Here is a 23,750-nt window from a genome sequence, read left to right on the forward strand (position 1 = left end):
AAAGGAGGATATTTGAATGGCTGTTGATTGGGTAACAGAACGTGAATACGAAGAAATTAAGTATGAAACGTATAATGGCATTGCGAAAATCACAATTAACCGCCCAGAAGTGCATAACGCCTTTACTCCACTTACTGTTCAAGAAATGATCGATGCATTTTCTCGTGCTAGAGATAATTCTGATGTTGGAGTCATTGTGCTCGCAGGTGAAGGTGAGAAGGCCTTCTGTTCTGGAGGAGATCAATCAGTACGTGGTCACGGTGGATACGTAGGTAATGATCAAATTCCACGTTTAAATGTACTAGACCTTCAACGTCTAATTCGTATGATTCCAAAGCCTGTAGTAGCTATGGTAAGTGGTTATGCGATTGGTGGAGGCCACGTGTTACATGTTGTTTGTGACTTAACAATTGCAGCAGACAATGCCGTCTTTGGGCAAACAGGTCCGAAAGTTGGTAGCTTTGATGCTGGTTATGGTGCAGGTTTGCTTGCGCGAATGGTTGGCCATAAGCGTGCACGTGAGATTTGGTATTTATGCCGTCAATACTCTGCAGACGAAGCCTATGAAATGGGGCTTGTGAACACAGTAGTACCAGTGGACAAGCTTGAAGAGGAAACGGTGCAATGGTGTAACGAAATGCTTGAAAAATCACCAACTGCTCTACGTTTCTTGAAAGCATCCTTCAATGCGGACACAGATGGTCTTGCAGGTCTTCAGCAAATGGGTGGAGACGCAACTCTTCTTTATTACACAACAGATGAAGCCAAGGAAGGCCGCGACGCATTTAAAGAGAAAAGAAAACCAGACTTTAAGCAGTTCCCACGTTTCCCATAAGAATACCGGAAATTATGAAATACGGAAATCCTTGTCGTATAATAGACGACAAGGGTTTTTATTTATGTTAAAGAGAGGATGTTTTTCGTGGAAGTAATCCCGCACTGGCTTGAAAAAAGAGCATACATATCACCAAACCAAACTGCCATTCAATTAAAGGATAAAACACAAATATCGTTTCGACAATTACGCCAGGATGTGAAGCAGCTAGCAGAAAAATTAAATACGCTAGGTATTCAGCCAGGTGTTCACGTTTCTTTATTAGCTAATAACTCCTATGACATGGTCAAAATGATTCATGCCCTTACCTATTTGCAGGCAACTATCGTTTTGTTAAATGCTCGTTTAACACCAGATGAACTACATTTTCAGTACGAGGATTCCAAAAGTCAGTTCCTTCTTTTCCAGGAGGGTCTTGAGGAAAAAGTACAGACTATACAAGCGCGATATCATAATCAAGTAGTAAGCTTTCAGGAGGCTTTTCAGTCTGAAGGAAGTTCTTTTGACGTTCCAGAAGAAATGAATCTGAATGATATTTTTACAATCATTTATACATCAGGAACCACAGGATTCCCAAAGGGTGTCCAGCTCACCTATGGCAATCACTTTTGGAGTGCCACCTCTTCTGCTTTAAATTTAGGAATAAGGGAAGAAGACCGCTGGCTGGCCATGCTTCCATTATTTCATGTAAGTGGACTTTCGATACTAGTGAAGAGTTTGGTCTATGGCATGCCCGTTCATTTACACGAAAAATTTAGTGTAAATGATGTTCATAGAGAAATTATGGAGGAAGGGGTTACGATTGTTTCTGTGGTTACCGTCATGGTAGAGCAGTTACTTGAAAGACTTCAAAACGAGAGTTATCCAGATTCCTTACGCTGTTTGCTGTTAGGTGGAGGACCTGCTCCAAAGCCTTTATTAGAAAAGTGTAAGGATGAGGGGATTCCCATATTTCAAAGCTATGGGATGACAGAAACCTCTTCTCAAATAGTAACCCTAAGTGCACAAGATGCCTTAACAAAAATAGGATCAGCAGGTAAGCCGCTATTCCCAGCCCAGTTAAAGATTCAACAAGAATCTGGTTATGATGTTCCTAATGTAGTCGGAGAAATCGTTGTTAAAGGTCCCATGGTCACGCAGGGGTATTTTGAGCGTGAGGAGGCAAACCAGGATACATTTCATGATGATGGCTGGCTTAAAACGGGTGATTTAGGCTATATAGATGAACAAGGCTATTTGTATGTGGTGGATCGTCGCAAGGACTTAATTATCTCGGGTGGCGAGAATGTTTATCCTGCAGAGGTTGAATCAGCTTTAAAGGGAATTCAGGGCGTAAAGGATGCAGGGGTTACTGGAATAGAAGATCATAAATGGGGACAGGTTCCCGTGGGGTTTATTGTGCGTCAACTTGATTCTAAATTAGATGAGGCAGAGATTATGGAAGAACTACAGAATAAGCTAGCTAAGTATAAAATTCCGAAGGCCATTTATTTTGTTGATGACCTACCACGTAATGCTTCGAAAAAGTTGTTGAGGAGAACGCTGGCTGAGTGGGCTGAGGAGAGGCGAGGGTAGATGGAGGAGCCTTGGCCATGGTGGTGCTGGAAAGCTGGGGCGGATGCTGGAGATGTGAGTGCAAATGCTGGAGATTGCGTGCGGTAAGCTAAAGATTCGGATGAAAAGCTGAAGTACGTGGTAAATGCTAAAGCCGTGCAGTAACTTGCTAAACGAAAATGAATGTGTGCTAAAGGTGAGTTGGGTTATGCTGAAGATTACCGTTGAAAAGCTGAAGCCCGGAGGATGCTGAAGATGCGAGCATAAATGCTAGAAATTGAGTTCAGTAAACTAAAGTTTTGGATGAAAAGTTGAAGAACATGGTAAATGCTAAAGGCAAGCTTTAACCTGCTAAAAAAAGGGAACTTAATGCTAAAGTTGAGAGTCAATTTGCTAAAGATTGTCATAAAAAGCTGAACCCCCTGGTTACGCATCCCAAATCCCGGGCGCTGGCACCCGCGCCCCCCTAACCCACGCACCCGCGAGCCCCCAATCCCCACAATCATTCAAAAAAACTCTTGAAACGATAATCATTTTCAATTAAAGTATATATTGAGAACAGTTATCATAAATTGATAATAAATGTGTCGATATTGAGAATGATTTTCAGAATCGTTGACAGAGGAAAGTCCCACAATCTACACTCTATTATAGAGGGATATTTTTTCTCCCCATGTAAAGGAGAGATTTTTTATGGAATCACTAGCAGCCAACAATTTAACGCTTGGGTATGGTGAGGATATTATTATAGATGAACTAGATATTTCGATTCCTAAAGGGAAAATGACCGTATTTATTGGTAGTAATGGGTGTGGTAAATCCACCTTACTTCGATCACTTGCTCGTTTACTTCAGCCGAAGACAGGTGAAGTGATTTTGGATGGTACGGATATTGCGAAGCTGAGGACGAAGGAAGTGGCGAAGGAATTGGCCATTTTACCACAAAGTCCTACAACACCTGAGGGATTAACGGTTTACCAACTAGTAAAACTGGGACGTTATCCATACCAAGGTTGGATGAAAAAATGGGGAAATGATGATGAGAAGGCTGTTGAAGAGGCTCTTCAATCAACGAATATGCTTGATTTGAAGGATCGCTTAGTTGATTCGCTTTCTGGTGGTCAGCGTCAACGTGCTTGGATTGCCATGACACTTGCTCAGGATACCGATATTATTTTCTTAGATGAACCTACAACCTACTTAGATATGACCCATCAAATTGAAATTTTAGATTTATTATTTGAGCTGAATGAAAACGATAACCGTACGATTGTGATGGTGTTACATGATCTAAACCTTGCTTGTCGTTATGCCGATCATATTGTGGCTTTGAAGGACAAAAAGGTTTGGGAACAAGGGAAGCCGGAAGACATTATTACGTGTGACCTCGTTCAAAGTGTATTTAGAATGAATTGTGATGTCACATATGATCCATTATTTGGGACACCAATGTGTATTCCACATGGTAAAGGACGTTGTTTAATCAAACAGGAAATACAGAAGGCTAGATAAAGTAGTGAGGAAGGGACATATGGATACATTAAAGCCTCATGAAGAACAGCTGATGGCTACACACTTTCGATATGATTATGAGAGATCATTTCAAGCGGTTCACAAGTTTGAGCATATGTCAGCCAGTCAGCTTGTGAATCCAGAATTTATGAGTACATTGTTTTCTCATTTAAAGCAATACTTACACTCAGATTCCTTACTAGCTGTGGCTTCCACTTTTGTAAAACGATATAGTTATTTAGTTGTGACAACCGGCTTTTGTTCATTGTCTGTTTTCAATAAGCAGTTGGATTTTTCTTTAAATAATATTCATTTAGTTTTAACAGATGATGATTCGCGCTGGTTTCCCAGCTTACGAATAGACGATATTTCTACTATAACAAATGCTGATCCAAATAACCGTTATGAATGGTTGCAGGCTGCGAGTCAAGAGCTTGTTCATAATCATTTATTAAAGGTGTTTGAAACCGTTCACCAGGTAACTAAGCTACCATTCCCCGTTATGTGGGAAAGCTTTGCCACGTATTTCTTTTGGTTTTATGAGCGGTATGCGACAAAGCTTGTGCAGGAGGATTCTATCCTTACGACTATGGAGAATGATTTTCATATGATTGTGCATGAATTTCATGGAAAAATGTTTGGAGAGAAGGAAAATCCGCTTCACAAGTTTTCCTATCAGCTAGTCCTACCTACGAAAGCTCGTGTAAGGAAAACGTGTTGTCTAACACATATGCTCAATAATGAAAGCACATATTGTAAGGTATGCCCCCATGTCTGTAAATGATATTGGGGGCTTTTTGCTTGCAAGAATTTAGGAAAGTTCTCCTAGGCATAAAAACCATGACAAGGAGAAAGATAGTAGTAGGAGGGTTGGAGCATGGATAAGGAAAAATTTTATGTTAGCTTAGGAACCCAAGAAATTTCGCGATTAAAAGCAGGTAATAACGAGGATTTTATTATATACGCAACACCTGAGGATGTTATTAAATTAAGAGAACTATTCGATGAAATGTATGATGCTGATTTTGGTTCTTTTTGGCGTGCACATGTCCCAATCAAGGAATACCACAATGATCAAGAGAATGATGATTTTGACCAGGGTCTAATCAATGTGTTGCAAATGCTTTATAGACTAGGTGATGACCAAACGAGAGAACACATTCACTCCATGAATGTGTTAGATAATCCTGATGATTAACAAACAACCCTTGTCGATCATAATGACAAGGGTTGAAATGTTTATTCTGCTGATTTTTTCACTTCATCTGGTACAGTAATTTCTCCTACTTCGTTAAAATTACTATAAGTCGAGTGGATGGAAACCTTCACGTTGGAGGTTTCTTCATTCTGTTGTTCTTCAATTTCCATATCTAGATTGTACACGAGCGGATAAAAGGTATCCTTTTCAACATGGAATTCAATGTTTACGTTTTTAATATTTACGTTTTCAAGCATTTCTTCATTTATCTCATTTCCGGAAATATTATTTTGACTGATTTGTTCAACAATCAATTTTTTTAAGTTGTCCCCAGAGGAAGTAATCGTAATTTCATAATGATCCTCTTTTTCCGCCATGGACATGTCATCTACATAATCTTCTAGTTGTTTTAATTGCTCACGAGGTGATGATTGGCTTTGACTAAATTGATTTAGTTGCTTTAACATCTCCTCGGATGCTTTTTTCCAGTTTTGATCCCCTTCCTTCATATAGAGGCCTTCGTCAGTATAATACATCTCAACCTCTTGTTTTCCTGCCATCAATCCTTGGAGTGTCATTTCTTGATAAATGGCTTGTGGTTCAACCTGTACTTTACCAGAAGACTTCATGTTCATTGTAAGGGGTTGGTCCATTTGTGCGATCCCAATTTCCTGGTTCATCTCCATTTCCATTTCAAAGTTTTCTAATTCTGAGCTTGCTTCCATAGCTTGCTCATAGACATCCTGTGGGTTATCTGTACCATTTCCACATGCAACGAAAAGGGTCATGAACACCAATAATCCCAGTCCTACGATTGCTTTTTTCATTTTCAATCCTCCTGAACTGTCTAATAAATTTCAATAAATAAAGAAAATCAACTGATTTGTATGCAATTTTTTAGGGAATAGTTTATATACATGAATGGAAAGGCCTTATAAAAAACGTACTGGGGAGGAATGTAACGATGGACTTCCTCAACATGAAATCGATAGCCATTTGTGTAGCCCTTGTCCATACGATTAGTTTACCTGTTAGTATACCACACGTAAATCAATTTACTTCATTTTCTGACACTTTTACTTACGAAGATGATAGCAAACAGCAAGAGTTAACACACGAAACCATCAACTCTATTTCACAAAAATTTATGGATACGCTTGTCCAGAAAACGGATGAGCAATATCGTGTAACGAATTTTCAGTCGAAGGAGGAGTTGGTACAGGAATTTCGGGACTTTGCTAGCCTATCACTTGCAAAAGAGTATGTAGATTTATATTATAAAGAACGAAACAATCAATTATATATCATCCCAACGGAAACACCACCTTGGCTTGTTAAGGATCATGAATATGAAATTAGTGAGAGTCAAGATGGACAAGCAACAGTAACTCAGGTTAATAGCAGTGAGCTTTATGGGGATTATATTATTGAAATGGAATTTAGATTCAATGAGCAAAATGGTTGGGTGCTTCATAAGGTGTATTATAACTAAATCCCAGCAATAGCTAAAAGGTAGTGAAAATGCAATATGATTACATTTAGGGACTATTATCAGAATGAAGTAAAACTCTCTTTTACGAAAAATCCTTTTTCTCCTAGCCCAAAGCATGTTTGGGTCATAACTAAATATCAAGACCAATGGTTGTTAACGAAACATAAAGACCGTGGAATGGAGTTTCCAGGTGGAAAAGTAGAAATTGGCGAAACAGCAGAGGAAGCGGCAAAGCGAGAGGTCTTTGAAGAAACAGGTGGCATTGTTTCAGACTTAACTTATATTGGGCAATATTTTGTCGATGGAAAAGGGGGAGAAGTGATTAAAAATGTCTACTTCGGTGAGGTAGACGAGTTACGTGAACAAACCTCCTACCATGAAACGTTAGGTCCTGTATTACTTGATCAGTTACCGAAAAATATACGTGAAAGCTCCATGTTTAGTTTTATGATGAAGGACGGCGTTTTGCCTAACAGCTTAAAAGTCATTAAAGAAATAGAGGCTAATTCCTTAGGCTGAGAACAAAAAGGAATAGCCTCTTACTTTAGCTTTTATGGTGAATTAATTTATTTTCGATTGCCTCCACAACCTTATACATCACACCTGCAAAAACGGCAATAACAAGCAGACTTAATAGAACTAGGTTGAAGTCAAAAACCTGGAACCCATAAACAATCATATATCCTAGTCCTCGTTCAGAAACTAAGAATTCACCAACAATAACCCCAACCCATGCCAAACCGACATTTACTTTTAACGTGGAAATCATGGTTGGGAATGATGCCGGCAAAATGGCTTCAATAAAAATTTGCTTCCGACTTGCATTAAAGCTCCTGAGTACCTTTATATAATTTTCATCAACCTCACGAAAGGCTGAATAAATGTGTATGGTGGTGATGACAACGGCAATGATAATCCCCATTGAAATAATGGACACATATCCAGGACCTAAAGCAACAATTAATATTGGCCCCAGTGCAACTTTGGGCATTGCATTTAATACTACTAGGTAAGGATCAAGAATTTTGGACAATCTAGGTGACCACCATAATAGTGTGGCTATTAGTATCCCAAGTAGTGTACCAAGGATAAAACCTGCAATTGTTTCAAAGCCAGTCACCTGTAAGTGCATCAACAAAGAGCCATCAGCAATTTTCTCTTGAAATAAGCTCCAAACTCGAGATGGGGAACTAAAAATTAACGGATCAATCCAATGTAATCGACTCAGTGTTTCCCAAAGAACGAAAAAGACGACAAATATCGCAACCTGCCAAGATAACACCAATCGCTTCTCTTTTTTCTTCTTTCTCTTAAATTTTGTAAATAGGAGTTGATCTTCATGATTACTCAAGGCTCTCCAACTCCTTCCATACGGTTTGAAAAAATTCAGAATAGCTAGGTTCCTGTCTTGCATCAAATGGACTCAGCTTAATAATTTCTTTAGGTACATTGAAAATTTTGGCTATTCTGCCCGGGTTGGATTGTAATAGCACAATCCTTTCACTCATGGCAATGGCTTCTCCAATATCGTGAGTGACAAGTACGGATGTCATATCGTATTTCTTTAAAATTTCCATAACTAGGTTTTCAAGCTTAAGCTTTGTTTGATAATCTAACGCAGAGAAGGGCTCATCAAGAAGTAGTAATTTGGGGTCAGTGATAAGTGTTCTAGCCAGTGCAACCCGCTGTCTCATCCCTCCAGATAGCTGGTTGGGGTAGGACTCTTTCGTATTTCCAATCCCAATCTCTTCAAGCAACCTTTCTGCTTGTTCTGTGATTTCCTTTGTTAGGTTTTTTTGAATGTGCGGACCAATTAAGACGTTTTCGATAATGTTTTTCCATGGAAACAAATAATCTTGCTGTAGCATATAGCCAATGGAGGAGTTTTGCTTACTAATCGCTTCCTCTTCCAGAAGCACTTCCCCTTGTGTTGGTTGAATCAACCCTGCAATGATGGAGAGTAGGGTTGTTTTTCCACAACCGCTAGGACCGATTAGAGAAACGAAGCTCCCTTTCTCTACGTCTAGTGATATCTCTTCAAGTGCCTTTGTATAGTTTTTTTCTGTAAAGTATAGATGAGAGATGTCTTTAACTGTCAAGAATGCCATGATCATCACCTCTACTCATTTATAATGTTTTCGGCGATTTGCGTGTTCACCAATGTGTCATGCGGCACATCCTCAGGAAGTTCTCCAGCTTCATCCATAATGGACTTTAAGTTGTTCCACTCTTCTTCATCTAGAACAGGATTAGTCGCAAATGCTTCTGAATCCTTATAACGGTTGACAGAGTCGGCAAGCATTTCTACATCGGTATCCTCAAAATATGGCTGTATGACTTCGGCTACTTCTTCACCACTATGGCTGTCAACCCACTGCTGGGCTTTATAAATGGCTCTTGTAAATTTTTTTGCCACTCCCTCATTTTCTTCTAGGAAGGATTGTTTGGCCATAAATACTGTGTAAGGCACCTTTCCTGATGCTTCCCCAAATGAGGCTAACACATGCCCTGATCCTTCTTTCTCAAAAACACTGGCAGTTGGTTCAAATAATTGAACATATTCATAATCACCGGTTTGGAAAGCGCTTGGAATGTTAGCAAAGTCAACGTTTTGTGAAAGCTCTAAATCCTGATGAGGGTCAATCCCGTTTTGCTTTAACACGTATTCTCCAACCATTTGTGGCATACCGCCTTTTCGTTGACCTAAGAACTTACTGCCCTTAAGTTTATCCCATGAAAAATTTTCGTTTGGCTCCTTACCAACAAGAAAAGTACCGTCCTTTTGTGTTAGCTGAGCAAAGTTAATTACCGGGTCATTTGCCCCTTGGGAATGTACATAAATAGAGGTTTCAGACCCCACTAATGCGATGTCAGCACCGTCTGAAACAAGTGTTGTCATCGTTTTATCTCCACCCCATGTTGTAGTGAGATTTACCTCTAGGCCTTCTTCTTCAAAATAACCATTTTCAAGGGCAACGTATTGTGGGGCGTAAAAGACAGAACGTGTCACTTCCGCAACGTCAATCGATGCTGTGTCACTATCGTTGCTGCTGTTAGAGCATGCCCCAAGGATAAATAAAAGTATTGCCACCGAAACGAAACTCAGCAGTTTTCTTGCACCCTTCATGTATGTGATCCTCCTTAAATATAATAAGTAAATCTAAGAACATACTATGCAGACGCCCAGATAGTGTGCTTATATTCCTATGGTCTTGGAAGGAGATGTATATGAACGAAAAAAAAGCCTACATGATCATCATGTAGGCAACTCAATATCTATTTTTAAGGATATGAGAGAACAATTTTTCGTAAAGTCGTTTTTGCAGAAACAAAGGGTTATCTTACTTACGGGCGATAGATTGGACCCGCGTTTTGAATATCTTCAGTAATATGATTGAACTTCTTGAAGTTTTCATGGAATTTCGTTGCTAATTCTTTAGCCTTTTGGTCATATTCTTCAGGCTGTTCCCAGGTTTTCTTAGGTGTAAGGACTTGGCTTGGTACACCAGGACAATGGGTTGGAATAGCAAGACCGAAATAAGGGTCTACTTCAGTTTCAACATTATCAAGCTCCCCACCAAGCGCTGCATGTACCATTGCACGTGTATGGTTTAAATCCATTCGTTTTCCTTCACCATATGGCCCACCAGTCCAGCCTGTATTGACCAAAAATACATTGGCGGAAAACTGATCTATTTTTTCCCCTAGCATTTGAGCGTAAGTGGCTGCTGGCAATGGTAGAAACGGTGCTCCAAAGCAGGTCGAAAACGTTGCTTCAGGAGATGTTACTCCTCGTTCCGTTCCAGCTAATTTACTCGTATAACCACTTAGAAAATGATACATCGCTTGTTCCTTTGTTAGTTTGCTAATCGGAGGAAGAACACCAAAAGCATCTGCTGTTAAAAACACAATTGTTCTTGGATGTCCTGCAATGCTTGGTTGAACGATATTATCAATGTTGTCAATCGAATATGCTGCTCGAGTGTTTTCTGTAAGTGTTGTATCATCGTAATCAGCTACTCTCGATTTTTCATCAATCACGACATTTTCAAGCACAGATCCAAAGCGAATGGCGTTAAAAATTTGTGGCTCCTTCTCTTCTGAAAGATTGATACATTTGGCATAGCAGCCACCTTCAATATTGAAAACACCGTTATTCGACCAAGCATGTTCATCATCACCAATTAATTTCCGTTCAGGATCAGCTGAAAGGGTGGTTTTACCTGTACCAGATAAGCCAAAAAACAAGGCAACATCGCCTTCCACACCGACATTGGCTGAACAGTGCATCGAAAGAATATCTCGTTCTGGGAGTATATAGTTCATAACTGAAAAAATCGATTTTTTAATCTCTCCAGCATATTCTGTGCCGCCAATTAAAACGATTTTATGTTCGAATGAAATCATGACAAATGCTTCGGAATGAGTACCATCAATTTCTGGATCTGCCTTAAAGGTCGGTGCCGAAACAACAGTAAAACCGGATTGATGATATTGTAATTCTTCGTCAGTGGGTCTAATAAACATTTGGTCGGCAAAAAGATTGTGCCAAGCATATTCTGTCACTACCTGAATTGGAAGGCGTAAATTTTGATCAGCGCCCGCATATCCTTTAAAAGAGAATGTTTCATCCTTTTCCTTTAAATACTGAACAACCTTGTGATAAAGATTAAGAAAAACATCTGCGGAAATTGGTTGATTCACACTTCCCCATTCCACCTTGTTTTCACTTAATGAATCCCTTACGATAAATTTATCTTTAGGTGAGCGTCCTGTATATTTTCCTGTTGTGGCACGTATTGCCCCAGTAGAAGTAAGGATCCCTTCGTTACGACTTAGTACCTTTTCTACAAGAGTTGGAACAGGTAAATTATGATGAGTATTCTCCATTTGCTCAACCTCTGTTACTACCGTTTTCTGACTTACATTGCTCATTTCGTTTCACCCTTTTTCCTAATAGTACAAAGTAATATTTGTCATATTATTTTTAATTAGTATAACATATTTATATTAATCGTCCATACTATTTGTGAAAAAAACTAAAAAGTTCATATTTCACATTTTATTAGCTATTAATGTGCATGATAAACGTTGTATTCTTGGCCTTTGGTTGACATTCAGAACCCTAAACGATATGATAATTCGGAAGCAGTCAATAGATAAAAGGACGATTTACTTCCTATAATATATAAATTTTGACTGTTTTGTAAGGAGGAAATAGTAAAATGGCTGTAAAGCGTAGGCTATTTACTTCAGAGTCGGTTACAGAAGGACATCCTGATAAAATATGTGACCAAATTTCTGATGCCATTTTAGATGCAATTTTAAAGGAAGACCCAAATGCACGTGTCGCCTGTGAAACAACCGTGACTACAGGTCTTGTGCTTGTTTCGGGTGAAATATCTACAACTACATATGTTGATATTCCAGCAATTGTGAGACAAACGATTAAAGATATTGGATATACAAGAGCAAAGTATGGCTTTGATTCAGAAACGTGTGCAGTTCTAACTGCAATTGATGAGCAGTCAGCAGATATTGCTCAAGGAGTTAATCAAGCCTTAGAAGCAAGAGAAGGTAGTATGTCAGAAGAAGAAATTGAGGCTATTGGCGCTGGAGATCAAGGGTTAATGTTTGGGTATGCCTCAAACGAAACACCTGAGCTTATGCCGTTACCAATTTCACTTGCTCATAAGCTATCCAAACGTCTATCTGATGTAAGAAAAGACGGTACATTGGAATATCTACGGCCTGATGGGAAAACACAGGTTACGATTGAGTATGATGAACATGATAACCCTGTTCGTGTAGATACAATTGTCATTTCTACACAGCACCATCAAGACATTGAATTGAAGCAAATCAGTGATGACTTAATCAAACATGTCATTAAAGAAGTGGTACCGTCCGACTTATTGGATGATGATACCAAATATTTTATTAATCCAACCGGGCGTTTCGTCATAGGAGGACCACAGGGTGACGCAGGTCTAACCGGACGAAAAATCATTGTAGATACATATGGAGGATACGCTCGACATGGCGGTGGTGCATTCAGCGGTAAGGATCCAACTAAGGTAGACCGCTCAGCAGCGTATGCAGCTAGATACGTTGCCAAAAATATTGTGGCAGCAGGTCTTGCTGATTCCTGTGAAGTCCAATTAGCATACGCTATTGGGGTTGCTCAGCCTGTTTCCATTTCAGTTAATACGTTTGGAACGGGGACAGTGGATGAAGAGGATATGGTAAATGCCATCCGTCAAACCTTTGATTTGCGACCAGCGGGAATTATTAAAATGTTAGATTTAAGAAGGCCACTTTACAAGGATACTGCGGCCTATGGCCATTTTGGACGTACAGATATTGAATTTCCTTGGGAAAGAACAGATAAGGTAGACGCGCTTAAAGGCAATATGAATAAATAACTGCAGGTTGAAAAATAATAATTGAACTGTAAGGAGCCCTTGGTTTATGCCAAGGGTTTTTGATACTGCGGCAATTAAATATATGTGAAACTCTATATAATTTTTTTCGTCATATTTAATAGACCGTTTTTAAAATTTATCGAACTGCTATTATTGTTATGATATACTCAGATAGGTTAAAGACTTACGAAAGAGAGGACAACATCATGTGTGGATTTATTGGAATGATTCGACACAACCAATTCCAGATAACAGATAAAATGAAGCATCAGTTTCAGCAACAAAATAACATGATTACCCACCGTGGACCTGATGATGAAGGATATTTCCATAATGAATATATATCATTTGGTTTTAGACGATTAAGTATTATTGATATTGAAAGTGGAAGTCAGCCATTTCATTACGAAAATGACCGCTATTGGATGGTTTTTAATGGAGAAATTTATAATTATCTTGAATTAAAAGATGAACTTCTTAAAAAAGGCCTTCATTTTGATACTGAATCCGATACAGAGGTTATTCTAGCGATGTATCATCAATATGGTGAACAGGCTTTTGAACGTCTGCGAGGAATGTTCGCCATTCTGATTTGGGATAAAGAAAATGAAAACTTAGTTGGCGCGCGCGACCCATTTGGAATTAAGCCTCTTTATTATTCATGTAAAAATGATCAAACCTACTTTGGTTCTGAGAAAAAGAGTCTTTCCATGATTTTAGATGAGGAGAAGGTTGATCTTGACTCCTTACAACATTACTTAAGCTTTCAATATGTACCAGAGCCATACACAATGACAGAAGGAATTCAAAAGGTTGAACCTGGTCATTATTTTATTCAAAAGCCTGGTGAATCCATAAAATTTCACCGCTATTTCCATGCTCGGTTTAAACCTATGCTAATGGACAAAAAAGACTGGATAAAACGTATTCAGGATGTTTTATATGATTCCGTGAATGTTCACATGCGCAGTGATGTTCCGGTTGGATCCTTTTTATCAGGTGGTATTGATTCTTCCATCATTGTGGCAATGGCAAAACAATTTCATCCTGGCATAAAAACCTTTTCCGTTGGTTTTGAGCGAGATGGCTTTTCAGAGATTGATGTAGCGAAGGAAACGGCGGATAAATTAGGTGTTGAAAACATTTCCTATGTTATTACACCTGAAGAGTATGTTCAAAAACTACCGAAAATTATGTGGCATATGGATGACCCATTAGCAGACCCTGCCTGTGTTCCTCTGTATTTTGTGGCAAGGGAAGCGAGCAAGCATGTGACAGTTGTGCTTTCTGGAGAAGGGTCAGATGAGTTATTTGGTGGTTATAACATATACCGAGAGCCTGAGTCTTTAAAGATGTTTCAATCTATTCCGGACCCAGCTAAGGATTTATTGCGCCGAGTAGCCAACATTTTGCCTGAAGGTGTAAAAGGGAAAAGCTTTTTAGAACGAGGAACAACTCCTTTACATGAACGTTATATTGGCAATGCTAAAATGTTTGAGGAAGCTGAGAAAAAGCAGCTCTTGAAAAAGTATAATGTAAATGTTCCTTATAACAGTCTTACAAAGCCACTGTTTAAACAGGTTTCACATGAGCCGTTAGTCAACCAAATGCAATATGTTGACATCCATACGTGGCTAAGAGGTGACATTCTACTTAAAGCTGATAAAGTGACAATGGCTCATTCATTAGAGCTGCGTGTTCCATTCCTTGATAAAGAGGTAATGAAGGTTGCGGGTGAGATTCCTGTATCTGAAAAAATAGCCAATGGAACAACAAAGTCGATTTTGCGGGAAGCAGTAAAGGGCATTGTGCCAGAACATGTATTAAACCGTAAAAAGCTAGGATTCCCAGTGCCAATTCGTCACTGGTTAAAGAATGAATTAAATGATTGGGCTAAAAACCTAATCCAAGAAAGTGAAACGGACCATCTTATTCATAAAGATGTAGTTATGGGCTTGCTTGATGATCATTGTCAAGATAAGGGAGATTATAGCCGTAAGATTTGGACGGTTCTAATGTTTATGCTATGGCACCAAATTTTTGTAGAGGGTAAATTTAGTATTGAGGAATTACGAAATGAGGATAAAACAGAAAGCAAGCTTACGATTTCTCAATCGTAACAGCTTGCTTTCCCATTTGCACCCAGGCGTCTAGAAAGTCGTCGAAGGGTGCTTTTTTCTTTCGTTCTAACGGATCATTAAAATATACATAGTCTTCGTCATAACCTGTGACAAGAACCGAATGCTCATTCATGGTGATTTCTATCGTTCCATTTGTTGTATGCCAGGTTTCAAATTCTGATTTCGGCAGCTTTTTATATTTGGCATTGATAATCACAAGCACAGGTTGTTCCTTGTTCAATGCTTCTAGCACACGGTAAAAGGACTGACCAGTAAGGTCTTGAACCTTTTCCCCGGCATATTTTTTGGCTAAAGCAGCAATTGGCTTATGGTAAACCCCATACCCTGGTTCAGAAAAATCATACATATTGCCAACAAAACCTCTATTAGGATGGCCAAAATATGTTTTTCCATCCTTAATTCGATGTGGTGAAGGGTCCCGAGTGATTTCCTTCGCTAGCCTCATTTTGTTCGTTTCATAGTTGTGATACCTCAAGAGCATAGCCAAAGAGGTAACCTCACATCCTCGGGGAAGTTGTGGCATTTGAGCAATTTGTGCCGCCTTTAATTTCACAGAAGACTTGATATCCACTTCATCAAGTAAAGGTTCTACAGGTGAATAGGGTTTAGCAGTCGTAGGTATAGACTTCACCTCTGGAAGCTTTTCTTGAGCTACTATTAAGTCTCGGAACTTGGGAAGCCAAGTTTGTTTAGACTGATATGTGGCAACAATAATCATTAGAATCGCACAGAATATAAATAAACGGCTGTACCGTAGGATTTTTTTCTGAAAGAGTTTGTATTTGTTTTTCATTAGGTTTAAACCAAACCCCATGAATAAACAAAATAGGATCAAAGTTAGTGTCACATGTTGCCCTCCTTTTCAATAGCTTATGGAGGGCAAAGCAGATTACGTAACACATCTTTTGGTAATGGAGTCAACAAACTCCACACTTTTTAAGCAATTAACCCTCTTGTAATGATTTATAATATTGTCCTTTTTCCACATAGGACTGACGAACACGATTCATCTCTTCAATATCTTTATCGGTAAGTTCGCGTACAACTTTAGCGGGACTACCAAAAGCTAATGTTTTCGGCGGGATTTTTTTCCCTGGGGTTACCAAACTTCCAGCCCCAATAAAGGCACCTTCACCAATTTCAGCACCGTCCAATATTTTTGCTCCCATGCCAATTAGAGCATTTTTACGGATGACGGCAGAGTGAAGGAGAACCTGATGACCAACAGAAACCCCATCCTCTAGAATGAGTGGTTTTTCAGGACTTTGGTGTAACATACACTGATCTTGAACGTTTACTTTTTTTCCAATATGAACTGGAGAAACATCCCCTCTAATCACAGTTTTGAACCAGATGCTCGATTGCTCTTGAATGGTGACATCACCCGTAATCACCACATCATGTGCAATAAAAGCACTTTCATCAATGCTAGGTTTTTTGCCTTTGTATTCATAAATCATATGTACAATCCCCCTTAAGAAAGTTGTGATAATATGATTATATCAAATGTTTGGGAGGCATTCTCTTGAAAAGAAAGCTGAGTAAATCAAACAAGGGGACTGTCATCCTTGTTCATGGTGCTTTTGAACATTCAGGCCGTTATGAATGGCTTGCGAGTCAGTGGCAACAGGCGGGATTTAATGTTCTTTATGATGATTTACCAGGCCAAGGTAAGAGTAAGGGTTTAAAAGGCCATATTGACTCATTTGATGACTATATAAATACGATCTCAAATTGGATTGAAGTAGCGAAAGATTATCATTCACCCATTTTTTTATTAGGGCATAGTATGGGGGGTCTCGCAGTTGTCCGAACGATGGAGGAGTTACAACCAGATGTAAAGGGTGTGATATTGTCATCACCTGGGTTAGGTCTTGAATCGAAACCGCCCAAATGGGTGAGGTTTATTTCAAAAATGATCGCGAAACACTATCCTACACTAAGAGTTAAAATGAACTTACAGCCCTATATGTCTACCCGAAATACGTTGTTTCATAATCGGGATGAAAAAGACCCATTATTTTTGAATAAAGTATCCATACACTGGTATCATGAATTTGAACGAGCAATTTTACAGGCATTTGAGCAAATAAGCAATTATCCGAATGTTTCAACCTTAATCATGCAGGCTGGAAAGGATTTACTGGTGCAAAAACAGCACGTTTATCGCTGGTTTGAAGCACTACCTATTCAAAACAAAAAGTATTATGAATGGGAGCATTTATTTCATGAAATTTTTAACGAACCTGAGCGTGATGAAGTATTTCGCTATGCAAATATATTTATAAAAGAGCTCATTTAAACAGTAATGGAGGAAATAAGTTGAAAGCTAAAATACCGAAAACACCTGTCCAGTTAATGGCAAGCTGTTACCGCCGAGTATTTCCTGATGTTAATCGCGAGTTAGATTATTGGACCCATAAGGCTGAGCAAATTCCAAATGAAGAATTAAAAACACAAGCCTTAGCCAGTATTGAATCCAAAACGTTTCACTGTGAGGGTGGGGGCATTTATGCTTTATTAGCTAAAGAAAAACGACTAGATGCCATTCGGTTTATTGTGGCATATCAAACCATTAGCGATTACTTGGATAACCTATGTGATCGAAGTACGTCATTAGACCCACAGGATTTTGAATGGCTACATCAGTCCATGTTAGATGCCCTAACCCCAGGAGAACCTACCAAAAATTATTATATGTATCGTGAGGAGCAGGATGATGGTGATTATTTGCCAGAGCTGGTCAAGACCTGTCAGCATATTATTGGCAAAATCAAACAGTACGAAAAAATGCAGCCCTATTTAATTCACTTAGCATCCTTATACCGTGACCTGCAAGTGCATAAGCATGTCAAAAAGGAAGAAAGGGTGGACCGCTTAACGAGTTGGTTTAACACTCATCAGCATAATTGTCCGGACTTAACCTGGTATGAATTCTCGGCTTGTACCGGTTCTACGTTGGGCGTGTTTTGTCTGATTTCCTACGGCTTAGAAGGGAAGTCATCCTCTCAGCTTGCCGAGAACATTTTTAAAGGTTATTTCCCTTATATGCAAGGCCTACATATTATGCTTGATTATTTTATTGATCAGAAGGAGGATGAAAAGGAAGGGGATTTGAATTTTTGCAGCTTCTACGATAATCATGAGCAATTAGAAAATCGTTTGCTGTATATTTTTAAACAAACGGAAAATCATCTTGGGGCTATTCCGCATCAGCCTTTTCACCATATGGTACAAAAGGGACTGGTCGGCTTATATTTAGCGGATGAAAAGGTCATGCATTTGCGCAATTCCAGTCATTTCGTGAAGTCCATACTAAGTACGGCTGGAAGGAAGGCTAAATTCTTTTATTTAAATACTAAACTTTATCATAAAATCAAGCCCGTTCTAGTCAAAAGCTAACTAGAGCGGGCTTTTCTTTTTTCGATTGCCACGACAAATGGAGGGTTATTTTTTTGATTAATAAATCCATATTGAAGGACGCTGAATTGATTTTGATCAAGCGAGCTCACGAGGGTCAGCAATTCATCTTTTTCTTTATCCCCACCCTCATGGCCATAATAAACGACAAGCACAATTTGCTTTTTCGGTAGTAGGTGGGGGAGAAGAGATTGTATGGCTCCAATAGTGGAGTCCGGCTTTGTAATGATGGATTTATCGCTTCCAGGTAAATATCCTAGGTTAAAGACGGCCCCACCGATATTTCCATGTTTTTCATTTGGGATATATGACTCCAGGTTACCATGACTATCCTGAAGTAATTGGACATTCGTGATTTTCTCCTCTTTCAGGCGTTTTTTTGTGTTTTCAATCGCTTGAGTTTGGATATCAATGCCTAATACAGTTCCGTTTGTACCTACTAGCTTTGATAGGAAGACCGTGTCATGTCCATTTCCTACTGTTGCATCGACGACAAAGTCTCCTTCTTCAACGGATTCGGTTAATAAATGATGTGAAAATTGTAGGGCTGATTTTAAGGTCATAGTGATTTCTCCATTTTTATCATTAGTTTTGGTGTTTAAATTTTAGCATGATTGAACGGGAAGATAAATGTCATCAAGGTAAAGTGTATAGTTGGATGAGTTTCGTTCAAATTATAAAAGAGGTGATGCTTATGGCAACCCGCGAATCCATGAACAATCTCATTACGGAAATCAAGGAAAAAATCGAAAGTGCAAAAAAAGAACTCGATGAAACCAACCGTAATGGGTATGATGTGGATACGGATTATACTAATGCCCAAACGACGTTAGAACTAGCAGAAGCAGAAATTGACCATATGAATATAAGCGCGAATGCCCAGCAGCGAGAACAGCTACACAGGCTACACCTCCAAGTTTCTCAGGTTTTAAATGATATGTATTTGGATCAAGTGGACCTTGATGAATATAGTTAACGTGAAGTTTTCGGGAGTGCTAGGGGGCACTCCCGATTTATTTATTGCCCAATTTAATGCCGAATCTTGACAATATTTCCTTACTTCATTACAATACTCTTACATATCATTTTCGGAAAAGACAATGAGAAGGAATAGTAATGGGTAATCAAGACTTGCAGAGAGGTAGCGGTTGGTGTGAGCTATCCTTGATATTCATGAACTCGCCTTTACAGTTGCAGATATGAAAATAGTAGTATCTGACGTTTGTCCGCGTTAAGGACCTCAAGGTGAACACAGATGTGTTAAATTGGGTGGTACCGCGGGAATATAACTCTCGTCCCATATGATTTATATGGGATGGGGGTTTTTTTATACTTTTATACATACTTCAAATGAAAACTTGTTAGGAGGAAAAGGGTATGGCTTTTGACCATAGAAAGATTGAAAAGAAATGGCAACAGTATTGGGAGGAAAACAAAACCTTTAAAACCGATACAGAATCAGCAAAAGAAAAATTTTATGCAATGGATATGTTTCCGTATCCTTCAGGGGCTGGACTTCACGTTGGTCACCCAGAAGGTTATACAGCGACAGACATTTTATCAAGAATGAAACGAATGCAGGGCTATGAGGTTCTACACCCAATGGGATGGGATGCGTTTGGTCTTCCTGCTGAACAGTATGCTCTTGACACGGGTAATGACCCAAAGGACTTTACCCAGCAAAATATTGAAACCTTTAAGCGTCAAATTCAATCACTCGGTTTTTCTTATGACTGGGACCGAGAAATCAATACGACAGACCCGAACTATTATAAATGGACACAGTGGATTTTCCTTAAGCTTTATGAAAAAGGATTGGCATATGTAGATGAGGTTCCTGTGAACTGGTGTCCTGCTCTTGGTACTGTGTTGGCTAATGAAGAGGTCATCGATGGAAAAAGTGAACGTGGCGGCCATCCTGTTGTTCGTAAACCAATGAAACAGTGGATGCTAAAAATTACGGAATATGCGGATCGTCTGCTAGAAGATTTAGAGGAGCTAGATTGGCCTGAGAGTATAAAGGATATGCAACGTAATTGGATTGGAAAATCAGAAGGTGCTCAAATTACATTTTCTATCAAGGATACAAATCAATCCTTTGAGGCTTTTACAACGAGACCAGATACTCTCTTTGGTGCAACCTATGCAGTTTTAGCACCTGAACATCCATTGGTTCAAGAAATCGTGACTAGTGAACAAAAGGGTTCAGTTAATTCCTATTTAAAAGAAATCGAAACGAAAAGTGATTTAGAAAGAACGGACCTTGCTAAGGATAAAACAGGTGTTTTCACTGGCGCTTATGCCATCAATCCAATTAATGGAGCAGAAATGCCTATCTGGATTGCCGATTACGTTCTCATGACCTATGGAACTGGAGCAATTATGGCTGTACCAGCACATGATGAGCGGGACTATGAGTTTGCGAAGAAATTTGAACTCCCTATTATTGAAGTAGTGGCAGGCGGAAATATAGATGAAGCCGCCTATACAGAAGATGGCGAGCATGTGAATTCTGATTTCCTAAACGGGCTTGGTAAGCAAGAGGCTATTGATAAGGCTATTGAATGGCTTGTTGATAATGGTCATGGTGAAAGAAAAACAACTTATCGACTACGTGACTGGCTATTTAGTCGCCAGCGTTATTGGGGAGAGCCTATTCCTATTATTCACTGGGAAGACGGAACCATGGAGGCTGTGCCAGAGGAGGAACTGCCACTAGTACTTCCTGAAACCAACGAAATCAAACCATCAGGTACAGGAGAATCTCCACTGGCTAATATTGATGACTGGGTCGAGGTTACAGATCCTAAAACAGGGAAAAAAGGCCGTCGCGAAACGAATACTATGCCACAGTGGGCAGGAAGTTGCTGGTACTACTTACGCTATATCGATCCAAACAATTCTGAGCAGCTTGCAGACCCTGAGAAGCTAAAAAAATGGCTACCTGTTGATGTTTATATTGGAGGAGCAGAACACGCAGTACTCCATCTTCTCTATGCAAGATTCTGGCATAAGGTTCTATATGATGTAGGGGTAGTTCCTACAAAAGAACCGTTCCAAAAGCTCTTTAACCAAGGTATGATTCTAGGTGAAAACAACGAGAAAATGAGTAAATCAAAAGGGAACGTCGTAAACCCTGATGATATCGTCAATACGCATGGTGCAGATACCCTAAGACTATATGAAATGTTTATGGGACCGCTAGATGCTTCTGTCGCATGGAGCACAAATGGATTGGATGGAGCACGTCGATTCCTTGACCGGGTGTGGCGTCTATTCGTTGATGATGAAGGCAATCTAGACGATAAGGTGAAGGCAGAGGCAAATGAAGAACTAAATCGTGTTTATCACGAAACTGTGAAAAAGGTAACTGAAAACTTTGAAGACCTTCGTTTCAATACAGGCATCTCTCAAATGATGGTATTTATTAATGAAGGATATAAAACGAGCCATATTCCAAAGGACTTTGCAGAAGGCTTTGTTAAACTATTATCACCAGTCGCTCCTCATATAGCTGAAGAACTATGGGCTAAGCTTGGTCATAGTGAAACAGTCAGCTATGAACCGTGGCCAGCATATGATGAAAGTCAATTAGTTGAGAATGAGGTAGAGGTAGCCGTACAGGTTATGGGTAAAGTAAGGGCTAAAATTATGATGCCTAAAGATGTTACGAAAGAAAATATGGAAAAAATAGCACTTGAAGATGAAAAGATTCAAGAGTGGATTGAAGGGAAAACCATACGCAAGGTGATTGCAGTTCCTGGCAAGCTTGTGAATATAGTTGCTAATTAATTAAGTGAAAAGGGGATGGTGAGTTTGAACGGCTATCCCCTGATTTTAGGTGAAGGAGGTATTCGTGTGTCAGAGGAAGTAAAAGAGATTACACCAGAAGAATTAGAGGAACATGTAGGTAAAGATACATACACCATTATTGATGTTCGTGAAAATGAAGAAGTAGAGCAGGGAATGATTGAAGGGGCTAAGCATATTCCGTTACAACAAATCCCTGAATCCCTTGATCAGCTCGATAAAGAAAAAGAGTATGTTATGGTGTGTCGATCTGGGCGTAGAAGTTATAACGCCTCTCTCTATTTGCAAGAACATGGATATAAGGTAAGAAACATGGTTGGTGGAATGCTAAATTGGTCTGGTGAAGTTGTGTTTTAGAATTTCGAAGGTCTCCTCTGTGGGGCCTTTTTTTATTGGGTGAATACTGAGTTGGAGGAGAAAGTTTGGTATGGGTGCTTTCTGACTGACCGGTATTTGTGAAAGATCGACCTGATTATGCGGGAATGTGACATGATTATGGAGGGAAGATTGAATAAATTAGGAAAAAGACGGGATAAAGATAAGATGTGAATCGAATAAAATTCATTTTGACTAATTTTTTAATGAAACTCTACTAAAAAAAGATTAAAGTGACGTGATTAATAAAGGCTGAATTATAAAACCGAAGTGAAGCCCGTTTATTCAAATGTGGGTATGCAGTGAACTGATTTTAAGTCTTTGTTATATTATTAACAGATTGATTACCAAATCTTACAAGTCCATTTTCTGTTGTAAATAAGTTATAAAGGTGATATATTATTAATCCGCCAGCAAAAAAAGGTGGGTTAAAAAAGAATCTCAACAATAACAGGAAATAGTTCTTGCAATTGATTTATAAAGATGTTATTATATTTATTGTCGCTTTAAACGAAAGACGAAACATTTTCTTAACAATTTAAAAAAGTTGTTGACGAAAACTTGATAATTTGTTATATTAATAAAGTCGCTTTTTGAGAGGCGGCGTATTCGAACCTTGAAAACTGAACAAACCAACCAGTACGTCAATTCGCTATTTTAATAGCAATTTGATTTTTATGAGCAAGATGGATTATAAACATCCAATACTATTTTGGAGAGTTTGATCTTGGCTCAGGACGAACGCTGGCGGCGTGCCTAATACATGCAAGTCGAGCGCGGGAAGCGAGTTGATCCCTTCGGGGTGACGCTTGTGGAACGAGCGGCGGACGGGTGAGTAACACGTGGGTAACCTGCCTGTAAGACTGGGATAACTCCGGGAAACCGGGGCTAATACCGGATAACACTTTGAACTGCATGGTTCGAAGATGAAAGGCGGCTTTTGCTGTCACTTACAGATGGGCCCGCGGCGCATTAGCTAGTTGGTGGG

Annotated in this window: 22 protein-coding genes, 1 rRNA gene and 1 other annotated feature; of the genes, 15 read left to right on the forward strand and 8 right to left on the reverse strand. The window is 39.3% G+C overall.

Going from position 1 to position 23,750, the window contains the following annotated elements:
* Nucleotides 1–16: 16 nt before the first annotated feature.
* The 5 genes from menB (at nucleotide 17) to GH754_RS02575 (ending at nucleotide 5,099) form a co-directional block, all read left to right on the forward strand.
* Nucleotides 17–835: a 1,4-dihydroxy-2-naphthoyl-CoA synthase gene (gene menB / locus GH754_RS02555; RefSeq protein ID WP_153727147.1), complete on the forward strand. Its 819-nt coding sequence runs from the start codon at nucleotides 17–19 to the stop codon at nucleotides 833–835.
* Nucleotides 836–913: 78 nt separating this feature from the next.
* Complete coding sequence (locus GH754_RS02560; protein WP_153727148.1) at nucleotides 914–2,410, forward strand: o-succinylbenzoate--CoA ligase; 1,497 nt, start codon at nucleotides 914–916, stop codon at nucleotides 2,408–2,410.
* Between the two features lie 672 nt (nucleotides 2,411–3,082).
* Nucleotides 3,083–3,901, forward strand: coding sequence for an ABC transporter ATP-binding protein (locus tag GH754_RS02565; RefSeq protein WP_153727149.1), 819 nt, complete (start codon nucleotides 3,083–3,085; stop codon nucleotides 3,899–3,901).
* Nucleotides 3,902–3,920: 19 nt separating this feature from the next.
* Nucleotides 3,921–4,685, forward strand: coding sequence for an IucA/IucC family C-terminal-domain containing protein (locus GH754_RS02570; protein ID WP_153727150.1), 765 nt, complete (start codon nucleotides 3,921–3,923; stop codon nucleotides 4,683–4,685).
* Nucleotides 4,686–4,778: 93 nt separating this feature from the next.
* A complete protein-coding gene (locus GH754_RS02575; protein ID WP_153727151.1) occupies nucleotides 4,779–5,099 on the forward strand; it encodes a hydrolase in 321 nt (106 codons plus the stop codon).
* A gap of 41 nt (nucleotides 5,100–5,140) precedes the next feature.
* Here GH754_RS02575 and GH754_RS02580 read toward each other — a convergent pair whose 3' ends face one another.
* Nucleotides 5,141–5,926 carry a DUF6612 family protein gene (locus tag GH754_RS02580; RefSeq protein WP_153727152.1) on the reverse strand — a complete coding sequence of 262 codons (786 nt, stop codon included), beginning with the start codon at nucleotides 5,924–5,926 and terminating at the stop codon, nucleotides 5,141–5,143.
* A 137-nt stretch (nucleotides 5,927–6,063) separates the two neighbouring features.
* Here GH754_RS02580 and GH754_RS02585 point away from each other — a divergent pair, with 137 nt between their 5' ends.
* Both GH754_RS02585 and ytkD read left to right on the forward strand, forming a co-directional pair.
* Entirely contained in the window at nucleotides 6,064–6,591 is a 528-nt protein-coding gene (locus GH754_RS02585) for a hypothetical protein (protein ID WP_153727153.1), read from the forward strand.
* 36 nt (nucleotides 6,592–6,627) lie between these two features.
* Nucleotides 6,628–7,110, forward strand: a complete 483-nt coding sequence (gene ytkD / locus GH754_RS02590) for an RNA deprotection pyrophosphohydrolase (protein WP_153727154.1) — start codon at nucleotides 6,628–6,630, stop codon at nucleotides 7,108–7,110.
* Between the two features lie 25 nt (nucleotides 7,111–7,135).
* Here the strand turns inward: ytkD and GH754_RS02595 are convergent, their stop codons facing one another.
* From GH754_RS02595 to pckA, 4 genes are all read right to left on the reverse strand, one after another.
* Complete coding sequence (locus GH754_RS02595) at nucleotides 7,136–7,942, reverse strand: ABC transporter permease (RefSeq protein WP_228550100.1); 807 nt, start codon at nucleotides 7,940–7,942, stop codon at nucleotides 7,136–7,138.
* The gene (locus GH754_RS02600) at nucleotides 7,935–8,699 is read right to left on the reverse strand and encodes an ABC transporter ATP-binding protein (RefSeq protein ID WP_153727156.1); all 765 of its coding nucleotides are present in this window, start codon (nucleotides 8,697–8,699) and stop codon (nucleotides 7,935–7,937) included. Before GH754_RS02600 ends, GH754_RS02595 begins: the two co-directional genes overlap by 8 nt.
* Nucleotides 8,700–8,710: 11 nt before the next feature.
* Entirely contained in the window at nucleotides 8,711–9,718 is a 1,008-nt protein-coding gene (locus GH754_RS02605) for an ABC transporter substrate-binding protein (RefSeq protein WP_153727157.1), read from the reverse strand.
* Between the two features lie 218 nt (nucleotides 9,719–9,936).
* Nucleotides 9,937–11,526, reverse strand: coding sequence for a phosphoenolpyruvate carboxykinase (ATP) (gene pckA / locus GH754_RS02610; RefSeq protein WP_153727158.1), 1,590 nt, complete (start codon nucleotides 11,524–11,526; stop codon nucleotides 9,937–9,939).
* A 290-nt stretch (nucleotides 11,527–11,816) separates the two neighbouring features.
* Here pckA and metK point away from each other — a divergent pair, with 290 nt between their 5' ends.
* Together metK and asnB are read left to right on the forward strand one after the other, a co-directional pair.
* A complete protein-coding gene (metK, locus tag GH754_RS02615; RefSeq protein ID WP_153727159.1) occupies nucleotides 11,817–13,016 on the forward strand; it encodes a methionine adenosyltransferase in 1,200 nt (399 codons plus the stop codon).
* A 206-nt stretch (nucleotides 13,017–13,222) separates the two neighbouring features.
* A complete protein-coding gene (asnB, locus tag GH754_RS02620; protein WP_153727160.1) occupies nucleotides 13,223–15,136 on the forward strand; it encodes an asparagine synthase (glutamine-hydrolyzing) in 1,914 nt (637 codons plus the stop codon).
* Here asnB and GH754_RS19905 read toward each other — a convergent pair.
* Nucleotides 15,117–16,004, reverse strand: a complete 888-nt coding sequence (locus tag GH754_RS19905; protein WP_153727161.1) for a C39 family peptidase — start codon at nucleotides 16,002–16,004, stop codon at nucleotides 15,117–15,119. The two genes, asnB and GH754_RS19905, sit on opposite strands and share 20 nt — an antisense overlap.
* Before the next feature lie 97 nt (nucleotides 16,005–16,101).
* Nucleotides 16,102–16,617, reverse strand: a complete 516-nt coding sequence (locus GH754_RS02630) for a gamma carbonic anhydrase (protein WP_153727162.1) — start codon at nucleotides 16,615–16,617, stop codon at nucleotides 16,102–16,104.
* 65 nt (nucleotides 16,618–16,682) lie between these two features.
* On the opposite strand from GH754_RS02630, the gene GH754_RS02635 reads away from it, so the two are divergent.
* Together GH754_RS02635 and GH754_RS02640 are read left to right on the forward strand one after the other, a co-directional pair.
* Nucleotides 16,683–17,459 carry an alpha/beta hydrolase gene (locus GH754_RS02635; RefSeq protein WP_228550101.1) on the forward strand — a complete coding sequence of 259 codons (777 nt, stop codon included), beginning with the start codon at nucleotides 16,683–16,685 and terminating at the stop codon, nucleotides 17,457–17,459.
* 56 nt (nucleotides 17,460–17,515) lie between these two features.
* Nucleotides 17,516–18,559, forward strand: coding sequence for a tetraprenyl-beta-curcumene synthase family protein (locus GH754_RS02640; protein ID WP_153727200.1), 1,044 nt, complete (start codon nucleotides 17,516–17,518; stop codon nucleotides 18,557–18,559).
* Here the strand turns inward: GH754_RS02640 and GH754_RS02645 are convergent.
* A complete protein-coding gene (locus GH754_RS02645) occupies nucleotides 18,556–19,140 on the reverse strand; it encodes a class I SAM-dependent methyltransferase (RefSeq protein ID WP_153727164.1) in 585 nt (194 codons plus the stop codon). The two genes, GH754_RS02640 and GH754_RS02645, sit on opposite strands and share 4 nt — an antisense overlap.
* A 95-nt stretch (nucleotides 19,141–19,235) precedes the next feature.
* Between GH754_RS02645 and GH754_RS02650 the strand changes: the two genes are divergently transcribed.
* From GH754_RS02650 to GH754_RS02665, 4 genes are all read left to right on the forward strand, one after another.
* Nucleotides 19,236–19,553: a DUF2524 family protein gene (locus GH754_RS02650; RefSeq protein WP_228550102.1), complete on the forward strand. Its 318-nt coding sequence runs from the start codon at nucleotides 19,236–19,238 to the stop codon at nucleotides 19,551–19,553.
* A gap of 115 nt (nucleotides 19,554–19,668) precedes the next feature.
* Nucleotides 19,669–19,880, forward strand: a binding site (T-box leader).
* Between the two features lie 74 nt (nucleotides 19,881–19,954).
* The gene (leuS, locus tag GH754_RS02655; protein ID WP_153727165.1) at nucleotides 19,955–22,369 is read left to right on the forward strand and encodes a leucine--tRNA ligase; all 2,415 of its coding nucleotides are present in this window, start codon (nucleotides 19,955–19,957) and stop codon (nucleotides 22,367–22,369) included.
* Nucleotides 22,370–22,384: 15 nt separating this feature from the next.
* Nucleotides 22,385–22,744, forward strand: a complete 360-nt coding sequence (locus GH754_RS02660) for a rhodanese-like domain-containing protein (protein ID WP_153727166.1) — start codon at nucleotides 22,385–22,387, stop codon at nucleotides 22,742–22,744.
* Nucleotides 22,745–23,471: 727 nt separating this feature from the next.
* Nucleotides 23,472–23,750: ribosomal RNA gene (locus GH754_RS02665) — 16S ribosomal RNA — on the forward strand; the annotation flags it as partial.

The sequence above is a fragment of the Salinibacillus xinjiangensis genome, from assembly GCF_009649735.1.
GTDB lineage: Bacteria > Bacillota > Bacilli > Bacillales > Alkalibacillaceae > Salinibacillus > Salinibacillus xinjiangensis.